Source organism: Fructilactobacillus sp. X8R1C1 (assembly GCF_059900945.1).
On record NZ_JBWXVH010000002.1, the window covers coordinates 1 to 21,303 of the forward strand.

The following is a 21,303-nucleotide window of genomic DNA, read 5'->3' on the forward strand; positions in this document are numbered from 1 at the left end:
TTAATTTTAAGTTCTACAACTTAAAATTACCTTACACTTGTAATCAAAATCTTGTTCAGTTTTCAAAGATCTACTCTGACACAACGTCGTCTTATTGTACCTCAACGCCGCATGTAATAATATACCATGTGGTTAATTTATTGTCAATAGAAAAGTTTGACTAATTTTAACCAAATTGTTTTGGCGCACTTAACGACAAGAACTACTATACCAAGGAAACAAAATTACGTCAAGACTTTTTTACAAAAAAAGCACTTAGATCTTTATCTAAATGCTTTTTCTAATTATTTTAGTTCAGGAGCATCAGTATGATACATCGGAACCGTGGATTTGCCACCATTCTGATCAATTAGATCAGTTTTACGTTCTTTGTCAGCCTTATCCAACTGTTCCATTGCATTCTTCGGCTTATAATTATAGTCTTTTCGATCCACAGGCTTAAATCCTTTAGGATGATAGAAACGAAGTAAATCACCATAGATAACTCTATCAGAAAGAGACAAATCACTAGTTACATAGTTCTGAATTCCATCTACTTCCTGTTGTTGTTGCTTATCCGGCTTAATAACTTGACCAGTCTTAGAATCATAGATTGTTCCCCCAACCTTAGTGTATTTAGGAGTTACAAAATCTCCATCCCTAAATGGAACAATTTGATTAGGATTATTCCCCAACAAATCATGTCCAAACTGGATCATATCATCATTCTTAATTCCTAATAAATGAAGCAGCGTTGGTAAGACATCGATTTCTCCACCATAAGTATGATCAACGTGCCCATCCAAATTATCAGCATGGATCATAAATGGCACCTTCTGAAAGTTAGCCAAATCATAGTTATTAACCGACTTTTTACCTAACATCTTAGCAATTGCAGGACGATGATTATTAGAAATCCCATAATGGTCACCGTATAAAACAATGACACTATTCTTCATTAATCCCGTTGCCTTGAGATATGCTTCAAACTCACCAAAAGATTGATCTAAATAATGAGCCGTTTGGACATAAGGATCAACGGTACTATCCCCCGTTTTAAGAGCGGGAAAAGAAACATTTTGTTTATCTAATTCATAAGGATAATGATTAGTCAAAGTGATAATTTTGGCATAAAACGGCTGTGGTAGCTTTTCAAGATAAGGAACTGAATCTTTAAACATAATCTTATCTTTCATTCCATATCCAACATTATACGAAGGTTTCTTCTTATAGTAGTTGCTATCGAAGAAGTACTGATATCCCCAAGACTTATAAGTATTATCTCTATTCCAAAAGCTCGGAACATCTCCATGAAAGACAGCCGTCGAATAACCCTTTTGGTCTAAAATTGCTGGAGCCGCCTGGAAAGTATTCTGCGAACCATAAGTAACCATCGCAGATCCCTGGGGCAATCCATACAATGAATTTTCAAGCATCATTTCAGCATCTGAAGTCTTACCTTGAGCAACTTGATGGTAAAAGTTATCAAACGAAATCGTATGCTTATCACTATAAAACTTATTAATATTCGGAGTAACTTCCTGTCCATCAACTTTATAGTTGATTAAGAACTGTTGAAAACTCTCCAAATGAATAATAAAAACGTTTTTACCCTTTTCTTTCCCAAAATATTTAACGCTTGGATACGTCTGATGTTGATTAATAAATTTCTTGACACTATTCAAATCTGAAGCTTTCGCCTTCGCTCGCGTAGAACTCTCTTGGTGAGTTTGATATGCATTAAAAGCAGCGTATTCATTTAAGCCTAAATATTTAACGATATAATTATTATCAAACGTCCGAGTTAAAAGACCACTCCGATCCGAATTAGCAAGAGAATATTCTCCCCCCATAAGCAAAATCGAAAGTAAAGTAATTCCAATGGCATAGCGATACTTAAAGGGACGGTAATCGATTTTAATAATCCTGAAGACTAATAGTAAGATTAAAACCACAACATCCAAATAAATCAAAAAATCCGTTGGATGAAGAATTTCCATCATACTCTTGCCCAAATTATTTTGGACGTCTCCGGTTCCTTTAATAATACCAATTGACAAGAAGTCAGAGAATTCTCGATAATATAAAACATTAGCAAACATCCAAGTCGACTGTAGAAAATCAATTATCAGCATCAGCCAATAAGAAAGCTTGCCGCGAAAGTATAAAGCAATCCCAAACAAGAGCAGTCCTGATGGAATTGGATTAACAATCATCAAAAAGGCTTGCATGCCACCCTTAACACCCAAACTAAAGTCGACGTTATAAACAACCAAAGTAGTTATCCAATATAAAACGACTACCAGCACGAAGAAACCGATAGTAGTATTAAAAAAATTACGAATGCTTTTTAATATTCGAGACATTCTAGTTTCCTCCAAAACTCTTATGACTTTCGCTTTTTAGTATTTTCCTATTCTTTTGCGCCTTTTTACTTGGCTTCATCACGAGGGCAAAGGCTCCCAAAATCAAACCTAAGTAATACGTAAGAATCCGCCACAGGATCATCGCAAGTACTAGCTTACTTCCATTAGTAATATAACTTCTAAAAATCATCTCAAAGCTATACTCAGCTCCACCTGCTCCTCCAGGAATGGGAAAAATAGAGATAATCATCACAATCAAAATGTGGAGACTGGTTACCATTACCACGTTAGCATTGGTATAACCTAACGAAAGCATAATAAAGTAGGGAATTAAGTAATAAAAAAGCAACTGAAAAAAAGTGATTATGAATATTTTAGCCATCAACTTCCCTTGGTGACCAATTCTCACACTCTCTTTGTAAAAATTATCAATCTTCTTATTTAATGTATTTACTAACTTATAAAATGTAGCATCTTTTACAAACCATTTCACTGGTTTGATACAAATATTAACAAATTTTTTAGTAAATGAATGCCAATACATGATCATAAGTAGTGAGACGATCACAAACATGTGAATTCCAAATCCGAACACAACAAACCATGCCAGAGCGTGCATTTTATCAATAACGTAGTTAAAACCGATTATTAACGCAATAAAAAAATTAATTACTATCATGGCTTGGTAAACAACAAACTTCATAAGTAGTGCAGAACTAGCCCGACCACCATCAACTCCCGATTGAATTAAAACAAATAGTTGAGCCGGTTGACCACCAGATGAAAACGGAGTGATCCCATTAAAAAGTTGCTCCACTAAGGGTACCCGGATTGCATCCCGAAAAGTAAAATTAGGATCACTATTTCGAACTAACATGTAAGTAATCACGGATTCAAGAGCAAAATAAAGCAAAATGCACCCTAAAGCAACTAATAACCACCATGGATTAATCTCAACAATATCTCTTATAAGAACGCTAAACTTAATGTCTCTAGCTGCATACCATGAAATAAGTAATCCAAGGGCAATCATGATAAGTAGTGAGACTTTATTTCTCCTGGACATTCAATTACCCCTTTTTCGCCTGGTCAAAATAAAAATCATGCCAAATCTTGGCTAGATGATCCTCGGAATAATAATCAGATGCTTTAAGTGATTTTTCAGCATATGCTTTAAGAAGCTTAGGATCATTTAACAACATCTTAAGTTTTTTATCCATTTCAGCCTCATTATTTGCTGAAATGTAATACCCGTCAATAATTTTTTTATAAAGGGATAAATCCCGCAACATAACAGGAATTCCACACGAGAATGCCTCTAAAACAGACATCGGGAATAACTCATTATACGACGGTAAAAGAAATAAATCAGCCATATTATAATAATTTACTAATTCTTTACGATCAACGATTCCGGGAAAACTCAGATTTTGAGGTGGATTATCAACCAATTCTTTCAACTCAGAATATCCAGCTGTCATTTTTCCAAATGAAAATCCTCCTGCCCAAACAAATTGAACGTTTGGATTTTGCATTGCTAATTTACCAAAATCAAGAACGCCCTTTCTGGTCTGAACTTGACCGGTTCCGAGCACCGTAAACCGTTTTGTTTGATAACCATAACTACTTCTAAGAGCTTCTTTCTGGCTCTTTGAAACCGGATAAAACTCTTTTTTACTTACAAAATTTGGAATATATGTAATTTTCTTTTTATCAATCCCATATTTTTCAAGTTTAGGTATAAAAGTTGGATTTACAACGACAATATGATCCATCCGTTTATAAAAGGCAATTACATACTTATAAAAAATTTGTCGAAATGGAGTAGGAATTTTTAAACTCCCCTCAAGCGTTTCCGGCAAAAAATGAACGTATCCAATCTTTCGTCCCATTTTTTTTGAAAATGTAGACAAATAAAACGTTGGATTAATGGTGTGATAATGACTAATGTTCGCTTGATTAAATTTATTAATCTCAATGTCAAACTCGTTTGGAAAATGTTTCTTTAACATCTTAATTAACTCAATGTATGCACTACCAACTCCTTGACCTTTTACTTTGTCAGCAGTTGAAAACATATCGATCTTTAACATCAACAAAACTCCTCAGTCAGATGTGTTAGTTTGCTTAGCTTTAGTTTGATCAAACTCTTTGATTGTATCATCATAAAAGCTCAACATCTGATCCACAAAATACTCAGCTGAAATTTCGTGTAATTTCTCTTCACGGACATTTTTGGAATCGGGATATTCACCTCGGTTTTGCAAATAATCCACCGTTTCAGAAACAAACCTTTCTTCTGACTCAAACGTCATTCCAATTGATTTATCATCAATTAAGTCATCGGTGTACGGACTTCTTGCAACGACAACTTTGGTGCCAGCAGCAACTGCTTCAATGTACGTTAACCCCTGAGACTCAGAATTAGACGTAGAAACAAAAACATCTGCCATTCGATAATAATCATTGACATGATTATTATTAATTTCTCCGGTGAAAATAACATGGTCGTTAAGTTTCATGTCAGACACTTGCTTCATTAAATCATCTTCGGCAGGTCCTTCACCCACAATTACAAGCATAGCATTTGGAACTTGATCCAAAATTTTAGGTAGTGCATCGATCATTTCGGAGATGTTTTTTTCATACGCAACTCGACTAACGGAAACCATCAATGGGATCTCATCACTAATGCCTAATTTTTTTCTAATATCAACATGGTCATTTTCTTCATAATGCTTAACGTCAATCCCAGTTGGAATAATTCGAATGGGACTCTTAACCCCATAATCAGTAAGCTTGTCCAAGACACGCTTACTTGGTGCCACCACACCGTCCATGTGATGGCAAAAAGCTAACATCATTTCTTTTACGTGTACTGGTTTTAATAATTTGCCGTTAGCAACATAGTGCAAATAATCTTCATACATTGTGTGATAAGTGTGAATACAAGGAATATTCAAATTTTTAGCAACGAACTTTCCGATAATTCCAAGTGAAAATTCAGTTTGGGTATGAACGATATCTAATTTTAATTGCTTAGCAATTTGATAAGCCTGAAATATTCCTCTGACGGCGATTCTTCTTTCGGTAAAAGAAATAAAGGGAACACTTGAAAAACGGTAAATGTCTTTTTCATCGTCATCATTTTTTTCAACGTTAGGATCAGTTGTAGTAAAAATATAGACATGATTTCCACGCCTTTCTAACTCATCTTTTAACGTTTTGATTGACGTAGCAACTCCGCTAACTTGTGGAAAGTAAGTATCTGTAAACAAACCAATATTCACGTTGTTTTCCCCTCTCTCTTTAACGTTAAACAAATGTAATTATATGGGTTTCCCGCATGGTTTGCAACTTTGTACCTAACTACTCAAACCTAAGTAAACCATCTACTCTGGCATCTTAGAGATAAAGTCATCAATCATCTTATTAACGTCACCAGTGGTATCTGCATTTTTAACGACACTATCAGCTAACTTACTTGCTGATTTCGAATTAATTTTACTAATATATGCTTTAGTTTTTAAAATTTGAGTTGGAGTGGCTGATAATTCATCCACTCCTAACCCAATCAAAAAAGGAATCACCTGTGGATCACACGCAACCTCACCACAAACACCCACGGTCTTAGAAGCGTTATGAACGATCCTAACGACCCTTTCAATTAAACGAAGCACGGCTGGATCACAAGCTTGGTACAAATAGGAGACACGCTCATTTAAACGATCAACAGCAACCGTGTACTGAACTAGATCATTAGTGCCAATACTTACAAAATCTACTCTTGAAATGATCTTATCAATCATAATTGCTGCCGCTGGAACTTCAATCATCGTTCCTAATTGAACATCTCCAAGTTTAACTCCTCTATCAATCAAATTCTGGCGTTCTTCAGTGTAAATCGAAAGAACCTGATCCAGCTCTGAGACCGTTGATATCATAGGAAACATGATCCGAATTGGTCCATAAGCTGAAGATCTAAGGAGTGCCCTGATTTGAGTGCGAAAAACCTTGCTTTCACCTAAACTATAACGAATGGCACGATAGCCAAGAAAGGGATTCGTCTCATTATGGGAAATATTAGGCAAATAATTAACTAGTTTATCTCCACCAACATCCATTGTTCTAAAAGTTAACTGCTTTCCTTTTACTTTTGAAACAATGTTTTTGTACATCAAAAATTGTTCGTCTTCGCTCGGGAGATGGTCAGAATCCATGTAAATGTATTCGGTACGAAATAATCCAATTGAATCAGCCCCAACTTCTAAAGCATTATCAACTTCATTTTCGTTACTAACATTAGCCCCCAATAGCAGAGGGTGCTCATCTAATGTCTTGGTCGATTGGCCCTTGAACTTTTCCCATGACCTTTTTTGTTTTCTAAATTTTTCAAGCTTTGTCTGGAATTTCTCGATTTCATCTGAATTGGGACTTTCAATAACGTTTCCACTACTTCCGTCAACAATCAATTGTTCATCATTTTTTAAATGATTTAGGCTGTCCTGCAACCCTAGTACAGCTGGAACGTCCATACTTCTAGATATAATGGCTGCATGAGAATTCTTGGTTCCAACAGCTGTAACAATCCCTTTAATATTTTTCTTTTGAACTTGTGCAATCTGAGTTGGAGAAATGGAATTAGCAACAATAATAACTGGCTGGTTAATAAGTGATAGATCGGGAGTATCGACGCCAAGTAGACGTCCCAAAAGCTGGTCTCTGATATCTTCAATATCATGAACCCGTTCCCTTAAATACGGATCATTCATATTCAAAAAAATAGCTGCATATTGATTGAATACACGATTCAATGCAAATGCAGCATTCTTTTTTTCTTCTGTTATGACTCTTTTAACCTCATTAATCAACTCTGGATCAGATAAAACTTCTAAATAAAAATCTAAAATATCAAGATATTTTTTAGCCATTTCAACTCTATTACTTTGTTTGATTTTTATAATAGTAGTTTTGGTATCTTGAAACGTTTTTTTAAGGCGTGCTTTTTCTTCGTCTATACCCAAAAAGGCTTCTTTATTAAAAGTTAAATCTGGTTTAGTTAAACAATAAGCTTTTCCAAATGCGATCCCATCACTAACACCAATACCCTTAAAGGTAGTCATATTAGTCGATCAATCCTTCATCTTTCATGGTTTTAGCAATTGCATCAAGGGCTTCTTTAGCATCGTCACCATCGGCTGAAATAGTAATATCAGCACCTTGGCCAACTCCTAATGACATAACACCCATGATTGATTTTAAGTTTACAGATTTATCACCATATTCAAGACTAATATTTGAATCAAATTTGCTAGCGGTCTGAACTAACAAAGTTGCTGGACGAGCATGAATGCCAGTTTCTGCCGTGATTTTGAATTGACGTTTCTCCATAATGAACGCACTCCTTTAATCGTTTATTTAACTCTATTTACAGTTTAAGAATATCAATTTATCATCTAAAAAACAAGTAATTATCATAAATCGCTTACATAATTGTTATGACGCTAATTTTCAGACGAATAATGATAGGTTAAAATGCCCTTTTCGCTGGCTTTCCCTACGATTCTTTTCCGTGTTGGAAAGCTCATAAAAGCCTGCTGAAATTTCGGAAAATCCTTTGGTTCAACCGTCAAATCTTTGATTTTTCCATCCTTTAATTGGTTTAAGAGTCCGGTAAAGTCATTTTCGTTTTTATCCATAATTATTGCCTCCTAATCGGTTTCAATGTTACCACATTAAAATAATTTCTAGATCAGTCAAAATACTTGATTGAATGTTATTAGTGCGTATAATATTCATGAATGGTCAATAAAGGTCAGACTTTCGTCTGACAATTTAGTTAAGCAAAAGGAGGCTTAAACTATGGAAGGACAAGGTTCATACGGATTTGGTAGTCTAGATGACTTTCTTCGTGCCATGCAAAATGGCCAAGTCAATGATTATCAAGTTCCACCACAAAGTGGACGCGGCAACGGCCGAAATGGTTCAAAATCAATTCTTTCAACTTACGGAACTGATTTAACTAAAAAAGCTAAAGCCGGAAAACTTGACCCAGTAATCGGTCGTGATAAAGAAACGGCTCGAGCAATCGAAGTTTTAAATCGTAGAGGCAAGAATAACCCGGTCTTGATTGGTGAAGCCGGAGTTGGAAAAACAGCAATTGTTGAGGGCCTCGCTCAAAAAATTGCTGATGGTACTGTTCCAGAAAAACTTCAAAACAAACAGGTAATTCAATTAGACATGGTTTCAATGGTTCAAGGCACAGGTATTCGTGGTCAATTTGAAAAACGAATGCAACAATTAATTAAAGAGGTTCAGTCAAACCGTAACATCATCTTATTCATTGATGAAATTCATGAAATCATGGGTGCAGGTAATGCTGAAGGTGGCATGGACGCAGGTAACGTCTTAAAACCCGCTCTCGCTCGTGGGGACTTTCAATTAATTGGAGCAACCACCCTAAAAGAATACCGTGACATTGAAAAAGACTCTGCTCTTTCAAGACGACTTCAACCAATCATGGTCAAAGAACCAACGGTTGATCAGTCCATCAAGATTCTAAAGGGTCTACAAAATCGTTATGAAAACTATCATCTAGTCAAGTATACCGATCAAGCAGTGAAAGCGGCAGCTACCCTTTCCGATCGTTATATCAGTGATCGTTACCTTCCGGACAAGGCAATTGATTTACTTGATGAAACTGGTTCCAGAAAGAATTTAACTTTAAACATTGTTGATCCAAAAACAATTGACAAAGAGATTGACAGTGCTGAAAACGAAAAGAAGACGGCTTTAGATAAAGAAGACTACGAACAGGCCGCTTACTACCGTGATAAGATCAAACGACTTCATCAAAATAAGGATAAGGGTGCTACAAGTGAGAAACACAACACCGTTACCGAAAATGATATGCAACAAGTTGTTGAAGAAATGACCAATATCCCAGTTGGAGAACTACAAACCAAAGAACAACAACAATTAAAGGACTTAGCTCCAAATTTAAAGCAACATGTGATCGGACAGGACAAGGCTGTTGATTCAGTTGCTAAAGCCATTAAACGAAATCGAATTGGTTTTAATGGTAGCGGTCGTCCGATTGGTTCATTCCTATTCGTTGGATCCACTGGGATTGGTAAGACTGAGATGGCTAAACAACTTGCCAAAGAATTATTTGGATCCGAAGATTCAATGATTCGATTTGACATGTCAGAGTATCGTGAACCACAATCAGTTGCTAAATTGATTGGTTCACCGCCTGGCTACGTTGGATACGATGAAGCTGGCCAATTAACCGAAAAAGTCCGTCGTAATCCGTATAGCTTGATTCTGTTAGATGAAGTTGAAAAAGCTCATCCAGACGTTCTCCACACATTCTTACAAATCTTAGATGACGGTCGTTTGACTGACTCACAGGGTCGAACGGTTTCCTTTAAGGACACTGTCATCATCATGACTAGTAATGCTGGAAGCGATGCCGAAGCAAGCGTTGGGTTTACACCAGAAGCAACTGGTAAAACTCATTCTGTGATGGATAAATTAGGACTTTATTTCAAGCCTGAATTTCTCAATCGTTTTGATGACATCGTCGAATTCAACCAGCTTTCTAAGGATAACTTAAATCAAATTGTCGATCTGATGATTAAAGATATGAATAACATGTTAGCGTCAAGAAACGTTCACATTGATGTTTCCAAATCGGCCAAAGCAAAAATTGTCGAACTCGGTTACAATCCGTCAATGGGTGCCCGTCCGCTTCGACGAGTAATTCAAGAACAGTTAGAAGACCAAACGGCCGACTACTTCTTGAATCATCCAGAAACTAACAATCTTGTTGCTGATACAGACAAGAACAACAATATCGTTATTAGTACTAAGTAGTGAAAGAGACTTAGATTAGAATTCTAATCTAGGTCTTTTTTTATTTCCAGAAATGGTAAAATCAATATAAACTATCTTTGGAGGAAAATTATGTTTAATTGGATGAAAAAAATCTTTTCAAAAAATAATCATAACTACAAGCATTCAAAACATCGGATGAAAAGACCAATCAGACAAAACAACGTTAAAAAGACGACAACCTCCATAGATCCATCCGAAATTTCTTTAAACAAACCAAAATCCATTCATACCACCACCCCATTACCTGCCGAAAATCATCAATCAACTCCTAAAAAAGAGGTTATCAGAACCCCAAGTACAGTTTTTATGGAATTTGTCGATCAAAACAGGAATCAATTAAAATCAACTGAAATCATTAGTGGTTCAGTTGGCGATCCAATTAATTTCATCGTTCCCAAAATAAAAAACTACATATTAGTTAGTGTTGATGGAATGACTAAAAAAATGCAAGCAAAAAAACAACTAATCAAGTTTCATTACATCCCTAAGTTAGGCCAACCAGTTAGCGTTTACTGCTTTGATTTTGATTCATTTCGCTTGCTTCTCCCTCCCAAAATCGTGAATGGTCCATTAAACCAGCAGTTTACACTAAAGGCTCCTGTGATTCCTAACTACCAGCTTCACCTATCGGTTGGTGACTTAACCGGTCAATTCACAAATAAAACCAAAAATATCATCTTATATTACCGACGTTCTAACTGGAAAGTGGTTCAGTCAGTCAATTATTTAGTCAAAATGAAAATCCCCACTGCCGTTTATGATTCACCGGTGCGAAAGCAAAGATACGATCAAATTTTACCGGCTGGATCAACTTGGCGTGTCTTTACAGAAATTCGAACTAATCAAGATGATTGGTTAAATCTCGGCGGATCACAATGGATCAAAAAACGATCCACGATTCGCACCCATAACAATGACAAACGTCTAACCTAAAAAAATCCCACTCTTATTGAGTGGGATTTTTTTTACAAATTTTTGTCCATGTTATATGTCAATTTAGAGAGTGTAAGACCCTTTTCCATCAATTCATGCATAAATTGATAGGTTCGACTCCTCATTTCTTTGACCAATTGCTGATTCTGATCTTTCAAAAATTCAGATGCGTCCTGATCATTCATATTAGCAGCTTGACCCATCGTATCTGATATATGCCCTAAAAATAACTCGTTAGCATGTTTCTTAAAATCACGATCCTGTTGAATAAAATTACTGTAATGAGATTCAACGATCATCGATAGTTTACGATACATCCAGTATGCGCTTTTATCATCCATCGTGAGAGAGGTAACCTCATAACTTGGATCAGTCTCGTCAACGTTAGCAAAAAAAGGAACATATGGACTAAAGGCGGGAATTCCAAAATTTAGCCACATAATTGCCGAACATTTATCACTTACATCATTTCTAATTTGCAGAACATGTGAATTTTGGGTTCGATTCATTGAAATTGGTCTAAACTGAGTATTCGATTCTTTTGGATCCTTAGCTAATGGATCATATTTGGTTTCGTTATAATGAGAACTCAAAATAAACTCAACATCACTAACTTCAATTTTACGGCTTGCTTTTCTAATAAACGGGAGGTCATTTGAGGTTGGCTCCTGCTCAATCTCGGGATTAAGCACCTTTTGACCATACCAAACTCGAGGTGTGTTGTAATGGTGATCAAATTCATTATGAGTTCCAAAGATATGTCGAAAGTTAAATCCCTCTTTATCAGGATTTAACTGGTACTTTTCAACAAACTCTTGTAACCCATCGGAATACATAAAGTTCTCTGGATCATCAAAATCAACCTGTTGAATCGCAACCTCATTTGCTACGACCGCATAACAATCGTCAGGAATTCGCTGTGCAACCCAGTGGTGACCAGTAACGATCTCCATATACCAGACTTCGTTCTTGTCACTAAAAAGGACACCATTTCCCTCTGGTGAACCATACTTTTTGATTAAATTTCCAAGATAAGCAACTCCATCCCTTGCAGAATTAATGTAAGGGAGAACCATCGATTGTAAAGAATCTTCAGCTAATCCATGCTGAACAAGCGGATCATGAGCTAAAGCATGCTCGTTTCCATAAACACTTTCAGTGGCACTCATTGCAACATTCTTTTCATTAAATCCACTTTCAGCATAAACGCCTTCTTTTTTAACGTCAGCGTTCGGTGTCATCAAAATTCGGTAACCCGACTTTGGCATTGGAGCAGTAAAGCCGTTTTGGTTGGATTTCCAAACTTTGTCCTCGTTATGATATGCAGGTTGAACATAAAAACGTTGAGGAGTTAATGGTAAAAAGGTATCATCATTTCTAGAAATCATCGTTGACCCATCAACACTAGCGTCTTTACCAACCATCACACTGGTACAAGCACTTAACTTTTTCATAATTCATATCCACCTTTCACAAAAACTAGTTTATATCGAATATTACGTCAATTCAATCCTAAAGCTTGGCAGTTAACTTGACATCAGGATATTTATCTTTAAACCAGCGTTCTGCAAACTCATTTTCAAAAAGGAATAACGGATCCCCCTTTTGATCCCGTACTAAAATATTTCTAGACGAAGACATCTTTTCGTCCAGCTGGTCAGGGTCAATCCACCGGGCAATTTTATGCCCCATTGGTTCCATCACAACATCTGAGTTATATTCATTTTTCATTCGAAACTGAAATACTTCAAACTGAAGCTGACCAACTGCTCCCAAGATATACTGTCCCGTACTGTAATTAGTGTAGAGCTGAATGGCTCCCTCTTGTACTAATTGTTGAATGCCCTTATGAAACGACTTCTGCTTCATAACGTTTTTGGCTGAAACTCTCATAAATAGTTCTGGAGTGAACTGTGGCAGCTTTTCAAACGCAATCGGTTTTTTGCCGGTATAAATGGTGTCGCCAATCTGAAAATTACCAGTATCATAAAGACCAATAATATCTCCAGCAACCGCTGTTTGAACGTTTTCACGCGTATTAGCCATAAATTCAGTAACGTTTGATAAACGGATCGGCTTCTGGGTACGATCAAGGGTAACATCCATGCCCTTTTGAAATTCACCAGAGCAAATTCGTACAAAGGCAATTCGATCACGATGACGTGGATTCATATTAGCCTGAATCTTAAACACGAATCCAGAAAATTCTGGTGCCATTGGTTCAATTTCATTTCCTTGAAGAGTTTTGTGAGGACCTGGAGCTGGTGAGAGCTTCAAATAAGCGTCTAAAAAAGTTTTAACCCCAAAGTTAACCAACGCTGAGCCAAAGAAGACTGGTGTTTGATCACCCTTGGCAATTTTTTTTCTGCTAAATTGATTCCCAGCTTCAGAGATTAAATCCATTTCACTTCTAGCATCTTGATAAATGCTATCGTCTGCTAGTGAGTTATCTCCAATAAGATTGCCATCATCATCTAGTTTAATAAAGTTCTGACCATCCGTTTCTGGTTTATAAAGTTCAACTCGATGATCATAACGGTCGTACAGCCCCTTTAAAATTCGACCAGAGCCAATGGGCCAGTTCATCGGATAAGCCTCAATTCCCAGTACATCTTCCAATTGATCAATTAATTCCATGGGATCCTTGCTATCACGATCAAGCTTATTCATGAAAGTAAAAATTGGAATTCCACGCATTTTACAAATTTTAAATAACTTTTTAGTTTGCGGTTCAATTCCCTTAGCGGCGTCAATCACCATCACGGCAGAATCCACTGCCATAAGAGTCCGGTATGTGTCTTCTGAAAAATCTTCATGTCCCGGTGTATCAAGAATGTTAATCCTTTTTCCCTGATAATCAAACTGCATAACCGAACTAGTAACTGAAATTCCACGCTTCTGTTCAATTTCCATCCAATCTGACTTAGCAAAATTTCCACTTTTTTTAGCCTTAACGGTTCCAGCTTCCCGAACAATCCCACCAAAGAGGAGTAGCTGTTCGGTGATAGTGGTTTTCCCAGCATCAGGATGGGAAATAATGGCAAACGTTCTTCGTTTATCGACTTCTTTTTCTAGGTCTGCTTTTTTCATCTTTACTTCCTTTCTGTTATAGATTAATTGTATACCATCAAACAAACAAAAAATCCGGAAAACTCCGGATTATTTTTAACGAATTTGTTGCATCACATAATCAATCGTCTTAATCGAACTAAGTCCATCGTTAATCCGACAGAAGCGATTGTAAAATTGCATAAATTTAGGATCGTTTTCAACGTTTTCGTCTTTTAAATCAGTTGAGATTCCCTTCATTAACTCATCAGAATCATAGACGATCCTTCCAGGCAAATCTCGTTCATAATTCAAGTAAAAGCCACGCAACTCATTCTTATACACGTGATAGTCATAAGGATAGAACAAAATTGGTCGTTTAAGGTAAGCGTAGTCAAAAAAGACTGAGGAATAGTCGGTTACCAGCAAATCTGAAATTAAATATAAATCAGAAATGTTGGAATAGTTCGATAGGTCATAGACGAACCCTTTGTAATCAGAGACGTCTAATGCATTCGAAATCAAGTAGTGCATCCGTAGAATTAGGACAGTATCACTTCCAAAGTGTTGTTTGAACTCTTCCAAACTAAACGGTAGCTTAAAAGTATATTTCCCCTTGCTCTCAAACTGATTATCTCGGTAAGTAGGAGCATATAGGACAACTTTCTTGTCCCGTGGGATTCCCAATCGATCCTTAATCTTATTAATCTCAGTAGGATTATTCCCGTTAATCAATTCATCATTTCTTGGATATCCCACCTTTAAAATCTTGTTTTCATACCCGAAGGCACTTCTAAAGACCTTGGTTGAAAAATCATTTGGTGAAATCAATGCATCCCAACGATTAGCTTCTTTAACAAAGTTATCATGGTACTTATTGGTTGTCGTACCAGGCATTGAAACTCGTTCAATATCTAACCCTAACTTCTTTAATGGTGTGCCATGCCAAGTTTGAACATACGTTACATAGTCTGGTTTAACGACCCAGGCAGGAAATCTAGCATTGCTAATCCATACCTTAGCCTTTCCCATGGTACGAACCCAACGTCCCGTATTTTTAATTACATAATTAATGTTATGATCCTTACAAAATTGCTTTTGTGACTTTTGAATGGACCACACAAAGTTAATCTTAGGATGTAATTTTTTAAACACCTGATAGATAGCATAAGGACTATCACTCACTTGACGTCCACCAAAGCTCTCAAACACGATCGTCGTAGTAGCAAATGGTGTATGCCCCCGTTTAAACAACTTTCGTAAGCGCAAACGATTAACTTTACTTAATAAGATTTTAAACGATTTCCACAAATGCTTAGCTTTTCCGTAAAACTTAGTAAGTCTTTTTGTAGGAGACGGCCGTCTTCTTTTAATAACACGAAGTTGACCTTGCTTTCCCTCTTTTAATACTAATTCACGATTATCACCTAAGTGAGAAACGGTTTTAAACGATGAAAGCGAAACATCCATCACCAATCTTTGCTGAAAATGCTTACCATGATAGTCATACCTGATATACAAACGATATGTATCTTCATCCTTTAGCTCTTTAAGCGGAATGGTAATCGCAAAAATCCCTTGAAAAGGTGAATCGGTAATCGGATAAAGTCGTTTGCTTTGATCACTTGCTTGCTTAATCATAATTGCCATCTGATCAAGTTTTTTACCGTCAATGTGGTTAAACCCCGTTAATCGTAAATTACCGCCACCAAGCAAATTAACCGAGTTCATCACAAATTGCTTTTTAGATCGGTTCGTTCTGACATAAAAGACTGCCATGCCAGACGGGTCAATCTCATATTGATAATAAGCATTTAACCCAATCCGCCGAACGGCATTCACGTATTCACTTTCAACTTGAATAAGGGTTCGATGGTCACTATTACCACACGAATAATAGAGTTGCCATTCAAATTCATCCTGTCCCACGGAGTCAAAGTGAAATTTATTTGGATCAATTATAATTGCTGCCTCATTGCCACTTACATCCCCTTTAAGAACAGGGACGGTGATTGAGGCTAAGCTTTCTTTTTCAATCAAAGTAACAGTTGCATCTTCATCAGCGTAACTAGGATTAATTAACTCAAATTCAATTTTCAACTTTGTTTGTTTTGGTATAACGTTAGAAAGTATTGCTCGCATTATTTCTCCTTAATAGTTGAAAATCACGTTTTGACCAAGATATTTAGAAAAGTTAACCATATCATCCAAATCGATAAAAATGGTAGTCTCCTTACCTTCAGCATACTTATTAACTAAAGCAACGTTAAATGCTGAAATATCACTATAACGGCTTGCATTGCCATAGTCTGAAATGACATATGATCGAGCATCTGAACCTTTAGACAAATACTTCAAATTACCAAGATTAACATCATAATCGATTAAATCACTAGTTGGTCTAGCAATCTTTAAACTTGTTTCTGGAGGTGAAACAACCGAGGTTTTACTAAGATAAAAAATCTGAGCTGCTCCACCGTTACTTTGATCCACCCGACATGCCACGTCACCACGTTGATTTAAAAATTTAATTACTTGATGTTCATCATTAATCCGTTTGAAAACAGCAGCAGCGTTATCATGATTGTCATAATAAATCGTTTTACTAACGTAGGGCCCATCATAAAAGATCACTTTAAATAAACCTGACCCAGCCAAAATTTCCTTTCGTTCAGCTCGAACCACCCCATTATGGTCACTGTAGACTTGAACGGGCTGACCCTTAACCACTCTGTCGTGAACGTCAAATTGAGTTAAATCGTTATTTAAATCATGATTTTGATCAAAAATTCCACGTTGTTTACTAAAAACGTCAAACAATTGGATGATTTCTAATTGCACTTGCTGATGAAAAGAATCAGATAATTTTCTAATTAAAGTGGCCACGTACTGTGATTGATCATAGTTTAAAATGGAAATTACAACTTTAATTGAATTCCCGTCATCGATCATTCTTTCCAATCGTTCTTTAAATCGGGGCTTTTCAGCTCCATGAACTGAAGTTACCAAAAAAAGTGCTTGTTTCATTTTGCTCCCCTTAAACTAAAACATTCTAAGAAATAAAACGAAGAATCCTGGGACTTAAACTAATCTTTCCAATCCTTTTGGCTCGTGACGCCTAAATCAGACTTGATCTTAGACGTTGAAATTCCTTGGGTTCGCGGCAAATAAATCACTTTACAATACTCTTTAAGAAAGTCAAACTTACCCTTCCAATCGTCACCCATAACAAAGATATCAATCTTATGATCTTTAATATCTTGAATCTTCTGGTTCCATCCCTTTTCAGGAATTACTTCGTCAACGTAGCGGATAGCGTCTAAAATGTACTTACGATCCTCATAAGAATTATAAGCACGTTTCCCCTTTACGGCATTAAACTCATCCGTCGAAAGACCGACCGTCAATGAATCACCTAATTCACGAGCACGTTTTAATAAACGCACATGACCCTTGTGAAGCAGATCAAATGTGCCATACGTAATTACTTTCGTCATAATATCTCCTGTCAGAAGACCATAATTAATACTCCTACTTATCAACAATTAAATGTTAGCATATCTTCCATTATCGTCAATAAAATTCACGATCCATAACTAAAGTTTAATTTGGCTCATTTTCAGATGAATTAGTTTTTGCTGAATTAGTGGAATTCGAATCGTCATGTTGAACTAACCAAATATTGTAACAATATTCAATCACAACCTTCGCAATCGCATAAACTGGAATGGCTAGAATCATCCCAAACAACCCAGCAATGTGACCAGCTGCAAGTAAAATGATAATAATAGTTAGTGGATGAATCTTTAACGATTTCCCAATCACATTCGGGTACACCAAGTTTCCATCAATTTGTTGAACAATAATGACTACCACAATTACCCAGATAACTTGCATAATATTATCTGAAAAAGCAACAAAAAGTGATGGAATAATTCCAATGTAGGGACCAACGTACGGGATGATATTACATAATCCGGCAAAAACCCCGAGCAAAAGAGCATACTTTTGTCCGATCAGAAAGTATCCTAAAGTGGTAAACGTTCCAACAAACAGACACTCAATGACTTGGCCACCGATGTAACGTGAGAGGGTATGATTCATTTTTTTAAGTAGCGTCACCGTTTGTTTCCTGTGGTGTTTGGAAAGTCCGGGAGTTAACTTTTCAATGCTTGGAAGTAGTTTGTTTCCATCCTTTAACATGTAAAACAGAATGACAGGGACAGTAATTGCCGTGATAACCACGTTCGTTGCCATCGAAATAATCGTTCCCGCACTATTCGTCAAATTGGCCAGAACTGTTTTCAAATACGATGAATATGAGGACTGAATCTTGTTAACAATGGGACGCCAGTCCACTTTTTTTAAAAATCCATAACGCGTGATTTTAGTTAGTAATTCCTGCCCTTGTTTAGCAAATTCAGGCGCTGCCCCTACCATGTTAGCCACCTGAGTAATCAACCGTGGTACAAATGAAAACGCCATGTAAACAATAACCCCAATCACAATCAAAAATACGATGGCGGTGGCCCAGGTACGATTAATGTGTTTTGTTTTTGTGATTTTTATTTTCATTAGAAGGTTAACGATCGGATTTAACATGTAATACAAGAATCCCGCTAACAAGAGTGGAACGAAGATCGTTGACACAAAAATTACAATCGGCGAAAAAACAAAACTAATTTTGGAACATAAATAAACGATTCCAACTGCAATCAGAATCTCAACCGTCCAAAAAAATAAAGCCGAATTTTTAAATCTATTCATTTGATTCACTCCAATTAATTTTCTTTTGTGTCCAAGAATTGATCAATATCATCAAGATCAAAGCCCTTACGATATAACGACTGCTTGGCTTTCTGACGTCGACTCATATTATTATACTTCTTATACTTATTCCAAGCCTTGTTACCCTCTTTAGCAAGTAACTCATTTTGATGATCGACATCACCTTGAAAGTCTAATTCACTAATGATTCTATCAATATCATCAAATGAGTATCCCTTTCGGTATAAAGCCGTCTTCGTTTTTTGCATTCGTTTGTTAAAGGGATATCGCTGATTATGAGCAAAGATTTTTTGGGCCTGCTTTTTACCATTTTTAAGCGTCATTTCGCTCGAATAATTAACTGAAATTGCCTCATTTATGTATTCATCTGCAATTCCCTTTTGTTTTAAATACCTTGAAACAGCCATGGGACCCTTATTCTGTTGTTCAACAATTCCTTTGACATAGGTGTCAGCATAATGTTCATCATTAAGTAGATTAATCTGTTCTAGTTTTTCAACCGCTTCATCGACTGCTTCAAGGTTGTCTGAATATGATTTTAACTTATCTTTAACCTCTTTTTTTGAACGAGTCTGATACGAAATAAAATCAATAGCCTTATTATATAACTTTGAAACATCGTCCGCCGCCTTAATTTTGTCAATCTCACTTTGGCTTAACTCAGATCCCTTAAAGATCCCAAACTGAATCATTACTTCTTCACTCACAGGAAAAGCATAATGATCATTGATGTATACGTTATATCTCCCCGGTCTTTTTTGCGAAACAACCTTAGTGACCCTTAATTTATTTGCATTTTGCTTATCCATCAGCGCTAACTCCCATCAAATTAACAATTTGAAACTATTCTGATATACTTATTTGAAAACACTACAAAGGAAGTGGTTTCACTCATGCCAAAAGCACACGTGATTTACGCCACCATTACTGGTAATAACGAAGACGTTGCTGATATCGTCACCGAGGGACTTGAGGACCTTGGCGTAGATGTCGAAGAATCTGAAATTTCTCAAACCGACGCGGACGAACTTAAAGATACCGATATTATTGTTATATGTCCATACACCTACGACGAAGGAGCTCTCCCTGAAGAAGGGATGGACTTTTTTGAAGATTTAGATTCACTGAACCTAAAAGGAAAAGTTTTTGGAGTGGCTGGTTCTGGAGACGTTTTTTATCAAGAATATTATAACGTTGCCGTCGACGCATTTACCAAAGCTTTAAGGAAAACTAACGCTACTCAAGGAGCTAAAAGCGTCAAAATCAATCTTGAACCTGATGAAGATGACATCAAAGTTCTTGACCAGTTTTCTCGTGAACTGGTGAAATCCACCGAAAAATAATTTAGCAAAAAACATCACCACCTAATCCTGGGTGGTGTTTTTCTTTTTGGAACGAAATTTACGTGCACTAGAAATAATAGACCGAACGGATCCGTTTGTTGATTCAATGTTACCAGTAAAGTACTCTTGGATACTGGCATTAATAACGGCACCAAACATCAGCACGAGTCCAATAAAATATAACCACAACATCACTACTATAAAAGTTCCTAACGTCTTATAAGCGGTAATATTTCTAAAAAAGTACTCAATGATTAGCGAAAAAGCTTGTGACAAAATCATTAAACCAAGCACAGATATCGCTGATCCTAGAATTGTATAACGAATCTTGGTCTTAACACTTGGCACAAAATAGTACAAAAGCATCACAACTATGAAAGACCCAGAAATAATAAATGGAATTCGAATGGATGCCACCACTTGCGTTGCAATGGTTGAAAGATGCAGAATTGGTCCCAAGTACGTGATAATTTCTTGACCAAACCCTTGCAAAATCATTAAAACAATCAATAAGAGTACCAGTAAAAGCATCCACACAAATGAAATTAAACGATTCGTGATGGCATTCTGAGTGTCAGCTACTCCGTAAGTTCGGTTAACCGTTCGTTGAAATGCTGCCATCGCCTGACTAGCTGACCAAATTACCAGCAACAACCCAATCGATAAGCTACCACCACTATTATTATTATCAAAAGCTGACTTAATCATGGGCAAAAGCATCGTATAAATCGATGACGGAACCGCGGTTCTGATATACATTAAGATATCATTAGGATCTCCATGTAAAAGTTTAATAATGCTACCAATCATAATTAAAATTGGAAACAGTGATAAGAGGGAATAATACGCCAAGACGATGGCAGAATCAGAAACGTTCCCCATCTTAAAATGTTTCATAACTAACTTAACAAATGAAATTACTTTTTGATTTGTTTTTAGTTCCACAA

General features: G+C 36.5%; 18 protein-coding genes. 3 read left to right on the forward strand and 15 right to left on the reverse strand.

The window, feature by feature from the left end; translation table 11 throughout:
- Nucleotides 1-284: 284 nt before the first annotated feature.
- The 7 genes from AC6UD1_RS01915 to ykzS form a co-directional block, all read right to left on the reverse strand.
- On the reverse strand, nt 285-2,345 hold the full coding sequence (locus AC6UD1_RS01915) for an LTA synthase family protein (RefSeq protein ID WP_500707170.1): 2,061 nt from the start codon (nt 2,343-2,345) through the stop codon (nt 285-287).
- Between the two features lies 1 nt (nt 2,346).
- Complete coding sequence (locus tag AC6UD1_RS01920; protein WP_500693602.1) at nt 2,347-3,411, reverse strand: lysylphosphatidylglycerol synthase transmembrane domain-containing protein; 1,065 nt, start codon at nt 3,409-3,411, stop codon at nt 2,347-2,349.
- Nucleotides 3,412-3,415: 4 nt separating this feature from the next.
- On the reverse strand, nt 3,416-4,438 hold the full coding sequence (locus AC6UD1_RS01925; protein WP_500693601.1) for a glycosyltransferase family 4 protein: 1,023 nt from the start codon (nt 4,436-4,438) through the stop codon (nt 3,416-3,418).
- 12 nt (nt 4,439-4,450) lie between these two features.
- The gene (locus tag AC6UD1_RS01930) at nt 4,451-5,635 is read right to left on the reverse strand and encodes a glycosyltransferase family 4 protein (protein ID WP_500707171.1); all 1,185 of its coding nucleotides are present in this window, start codon (nt 5,633-5,635) and stop codon (nt 4,451-4,453) included.
- A 102-nt stretch (nt 5,636-5,737) separates the two neighbouring features.
- The gene (ptsP, locus tag AC6UD1_RS01935) at nt 5,738-7,468 is read right to left on the reverse strand and encodes a phosphoenolpyruvate--protein phosphotransferase (RefSeq protein WP_500700773.1); all 1,731 of its coding nucleotides are present in this window, start codon (nt 7,466-7,468) and stop codon (nt 5,738-5,740) included.
- Nucleotide 7,469: 1 nt separating this feature from the next.
- Nucleotides 7,470-7,736 (reverse strand): phosphocarrier protein HPr, encoded by a 267-nt coding sequence (locus AC6UD1_RS01940; RefSeq protein WP_500693598.1) that lies wholly within the window; start codon nt 7,734-7,736, stop codon nt 7,470-7,472.
- 113 nt (nt 7,737-7,849) lie between these two features.
- Entirely contained in the window at nt 7,850-8,044 is a 195-nt protein-coding gene (gene ykzS, locus AC6UD1_RS01945) for a protein YkzS (protein WP_500695201.1), read from the reverse strand.
- Between the two features lie 163 nt (nt 8,045-8,207).
- Here ykzS and AC6UD1_RS01950 point away from each other — a divergent pair, with 163 nt between their 5' ends.
- On the forward strand, nt 8,208-10,223 hold the full coding sequence (locus tag AC6UD1_RS01950; protein WP_500707173.1) for an ATP-dependent Clp protease ATP-binding subunit: 2,016 nt from the start codon (nt 8,208-8,210) through the stop codon (nt 10,221-10,223).
- Between the two features lie 90 nt (nt 10,224-10,313).
- Entirely contained in the window at nt 10,314-11,177 is an 864-nt protein-coding gene (locus AC6UD1_RS01955) for a MucBP domain-containing protein (RefSeq protein WP_500707174.1), read from the forward strand.
- A 32-nt stretch (nt 11,178-11,209) separates the two neighbouring features.
- Here the strand turns inward: AC6UD1_RS01955 and AC6UD1_RS01960 are convergent, their stop codons facing one another.
- The 7 genes from AC6UD1_RS01960 to recX form a co-directional block, all read right to left on the reverse strand.
- Nucleotides 11,210-12,631 (reverse strand): C69 family dipeptidase, encoded by a 1,422-nt coding sequence (locus AC6UD1_RS01960; protein ID WP_500707175.1) that lies wholly within the window; start codon nt 12,629-12,631, stop codon nt 11,210-11,212.
- 58 nt (nt 12,632-12,689) lie between these two features.
- Nucleotides 12,690-14,267: a peptide chain release factor 3 gene (locus AC6UD1_RS01965; RefSeq protein WP_500707176.1), complete on the reverse strand. Its 1,578-nt coding sequence runs from the start codon at nt 14,265-14,267 to the stop codon at nt 12,690-12,692.
- 75 nt (nt 14,268-14,342) lie between these two features.
- Complete coding sequence (locus AC6UD1_RS01970; protein ID WP_500707177.1) at nt 14,343-16,367, reverse strand: CDP-glycerol glycerophosphotransferase family protein; 2,025 nt, start codon at nt 16,365-16,367, stop codon at nt 14,343-14,345.
- Nucleotides 16,368-16,376: 9 nt separating this feature from the next.
- On the reverse strand, nt 16,377-17,252 hold the full coding sequence (locus AC6UD1_RS01975) for a hypothetical protein (protein ID WP_500707178.1): 876 nt from the start codon (nt 17,250-17,252) through the stop codon (nt 16,377-16,379).
- Nucleotides 17,253-17,311: 59 nt separating this feature from the next.
- On the reverse strand, nt 17,312-17,722 hold the full coding sequence (gene tagD / locus AC6UD1_RS01980) for a glycerol-3-phosphate cytidylyltransferase (protein WP_500693590.1): 411 nt from the start codon (nt 17,720-17,722) through the stop codon (nt 17,312-17,314).
- A gap of 106 nt (nt 17,723-17,828) precedes the next feature.
- Nucleotides 17,829-18,992, reverse strand: a complete 1,164-nt coding sequence (locus AC6UD1_RS01985; protein WP_500695208.1) for an AI-2E family transporter — start codon at nt 18,990-18,992, stop codon at nt 17,829-17,831.
- Nucleotides 18,993-19,006: 14 nt separating this feature from the next.
- Entirely contained in the window at nt 19,007-19,822 is an 816-nt protein-coding gene (gene recX, locus AC6UD1_RS01990; RefSeq protein ID WP_500707179.1) for a recombination regulator RecX, read from the reverse strand.
- A gap of 84 nt (nt 19,823-19,906) precedes the next feature.
- On the opposite strand from recX, the gene AC6UD1_RS01995 reads away from it, so the two are divergent.
- Nucleotides 19,907-20,356: a flavodoxin gene (locus AC6UD1_RS01995; RefSeq protein ID WP_500693587.1), complete on the forward strand. Its 450-nt coding sequence runs from the start codon at nt 19,907-19,909 to the stop codon at nt 20,354-20,356.
- Nucleotides 20,357-20,377: 21 nt separating this feature from the next.
- Here the strand turns inward: AC6UD1_RS01995 and AC6UD1_RS02000 are convergent, their stop codons facing one another.
- Nucleotides 20,378-21,301 (reverse strand): YihY/virulence factor BrkB family protein, encoded by a 924-nt coding sequence (locus AC6UD1_RS02000; RefSeq protein ID WP_500707180.1) that lies wholly within the window; start codon nt 21,299-21,301, stop codon nt 20,378-20,380.
- Nucleotides 21,302-21,303: the final 2 nt, after the last annotated feature.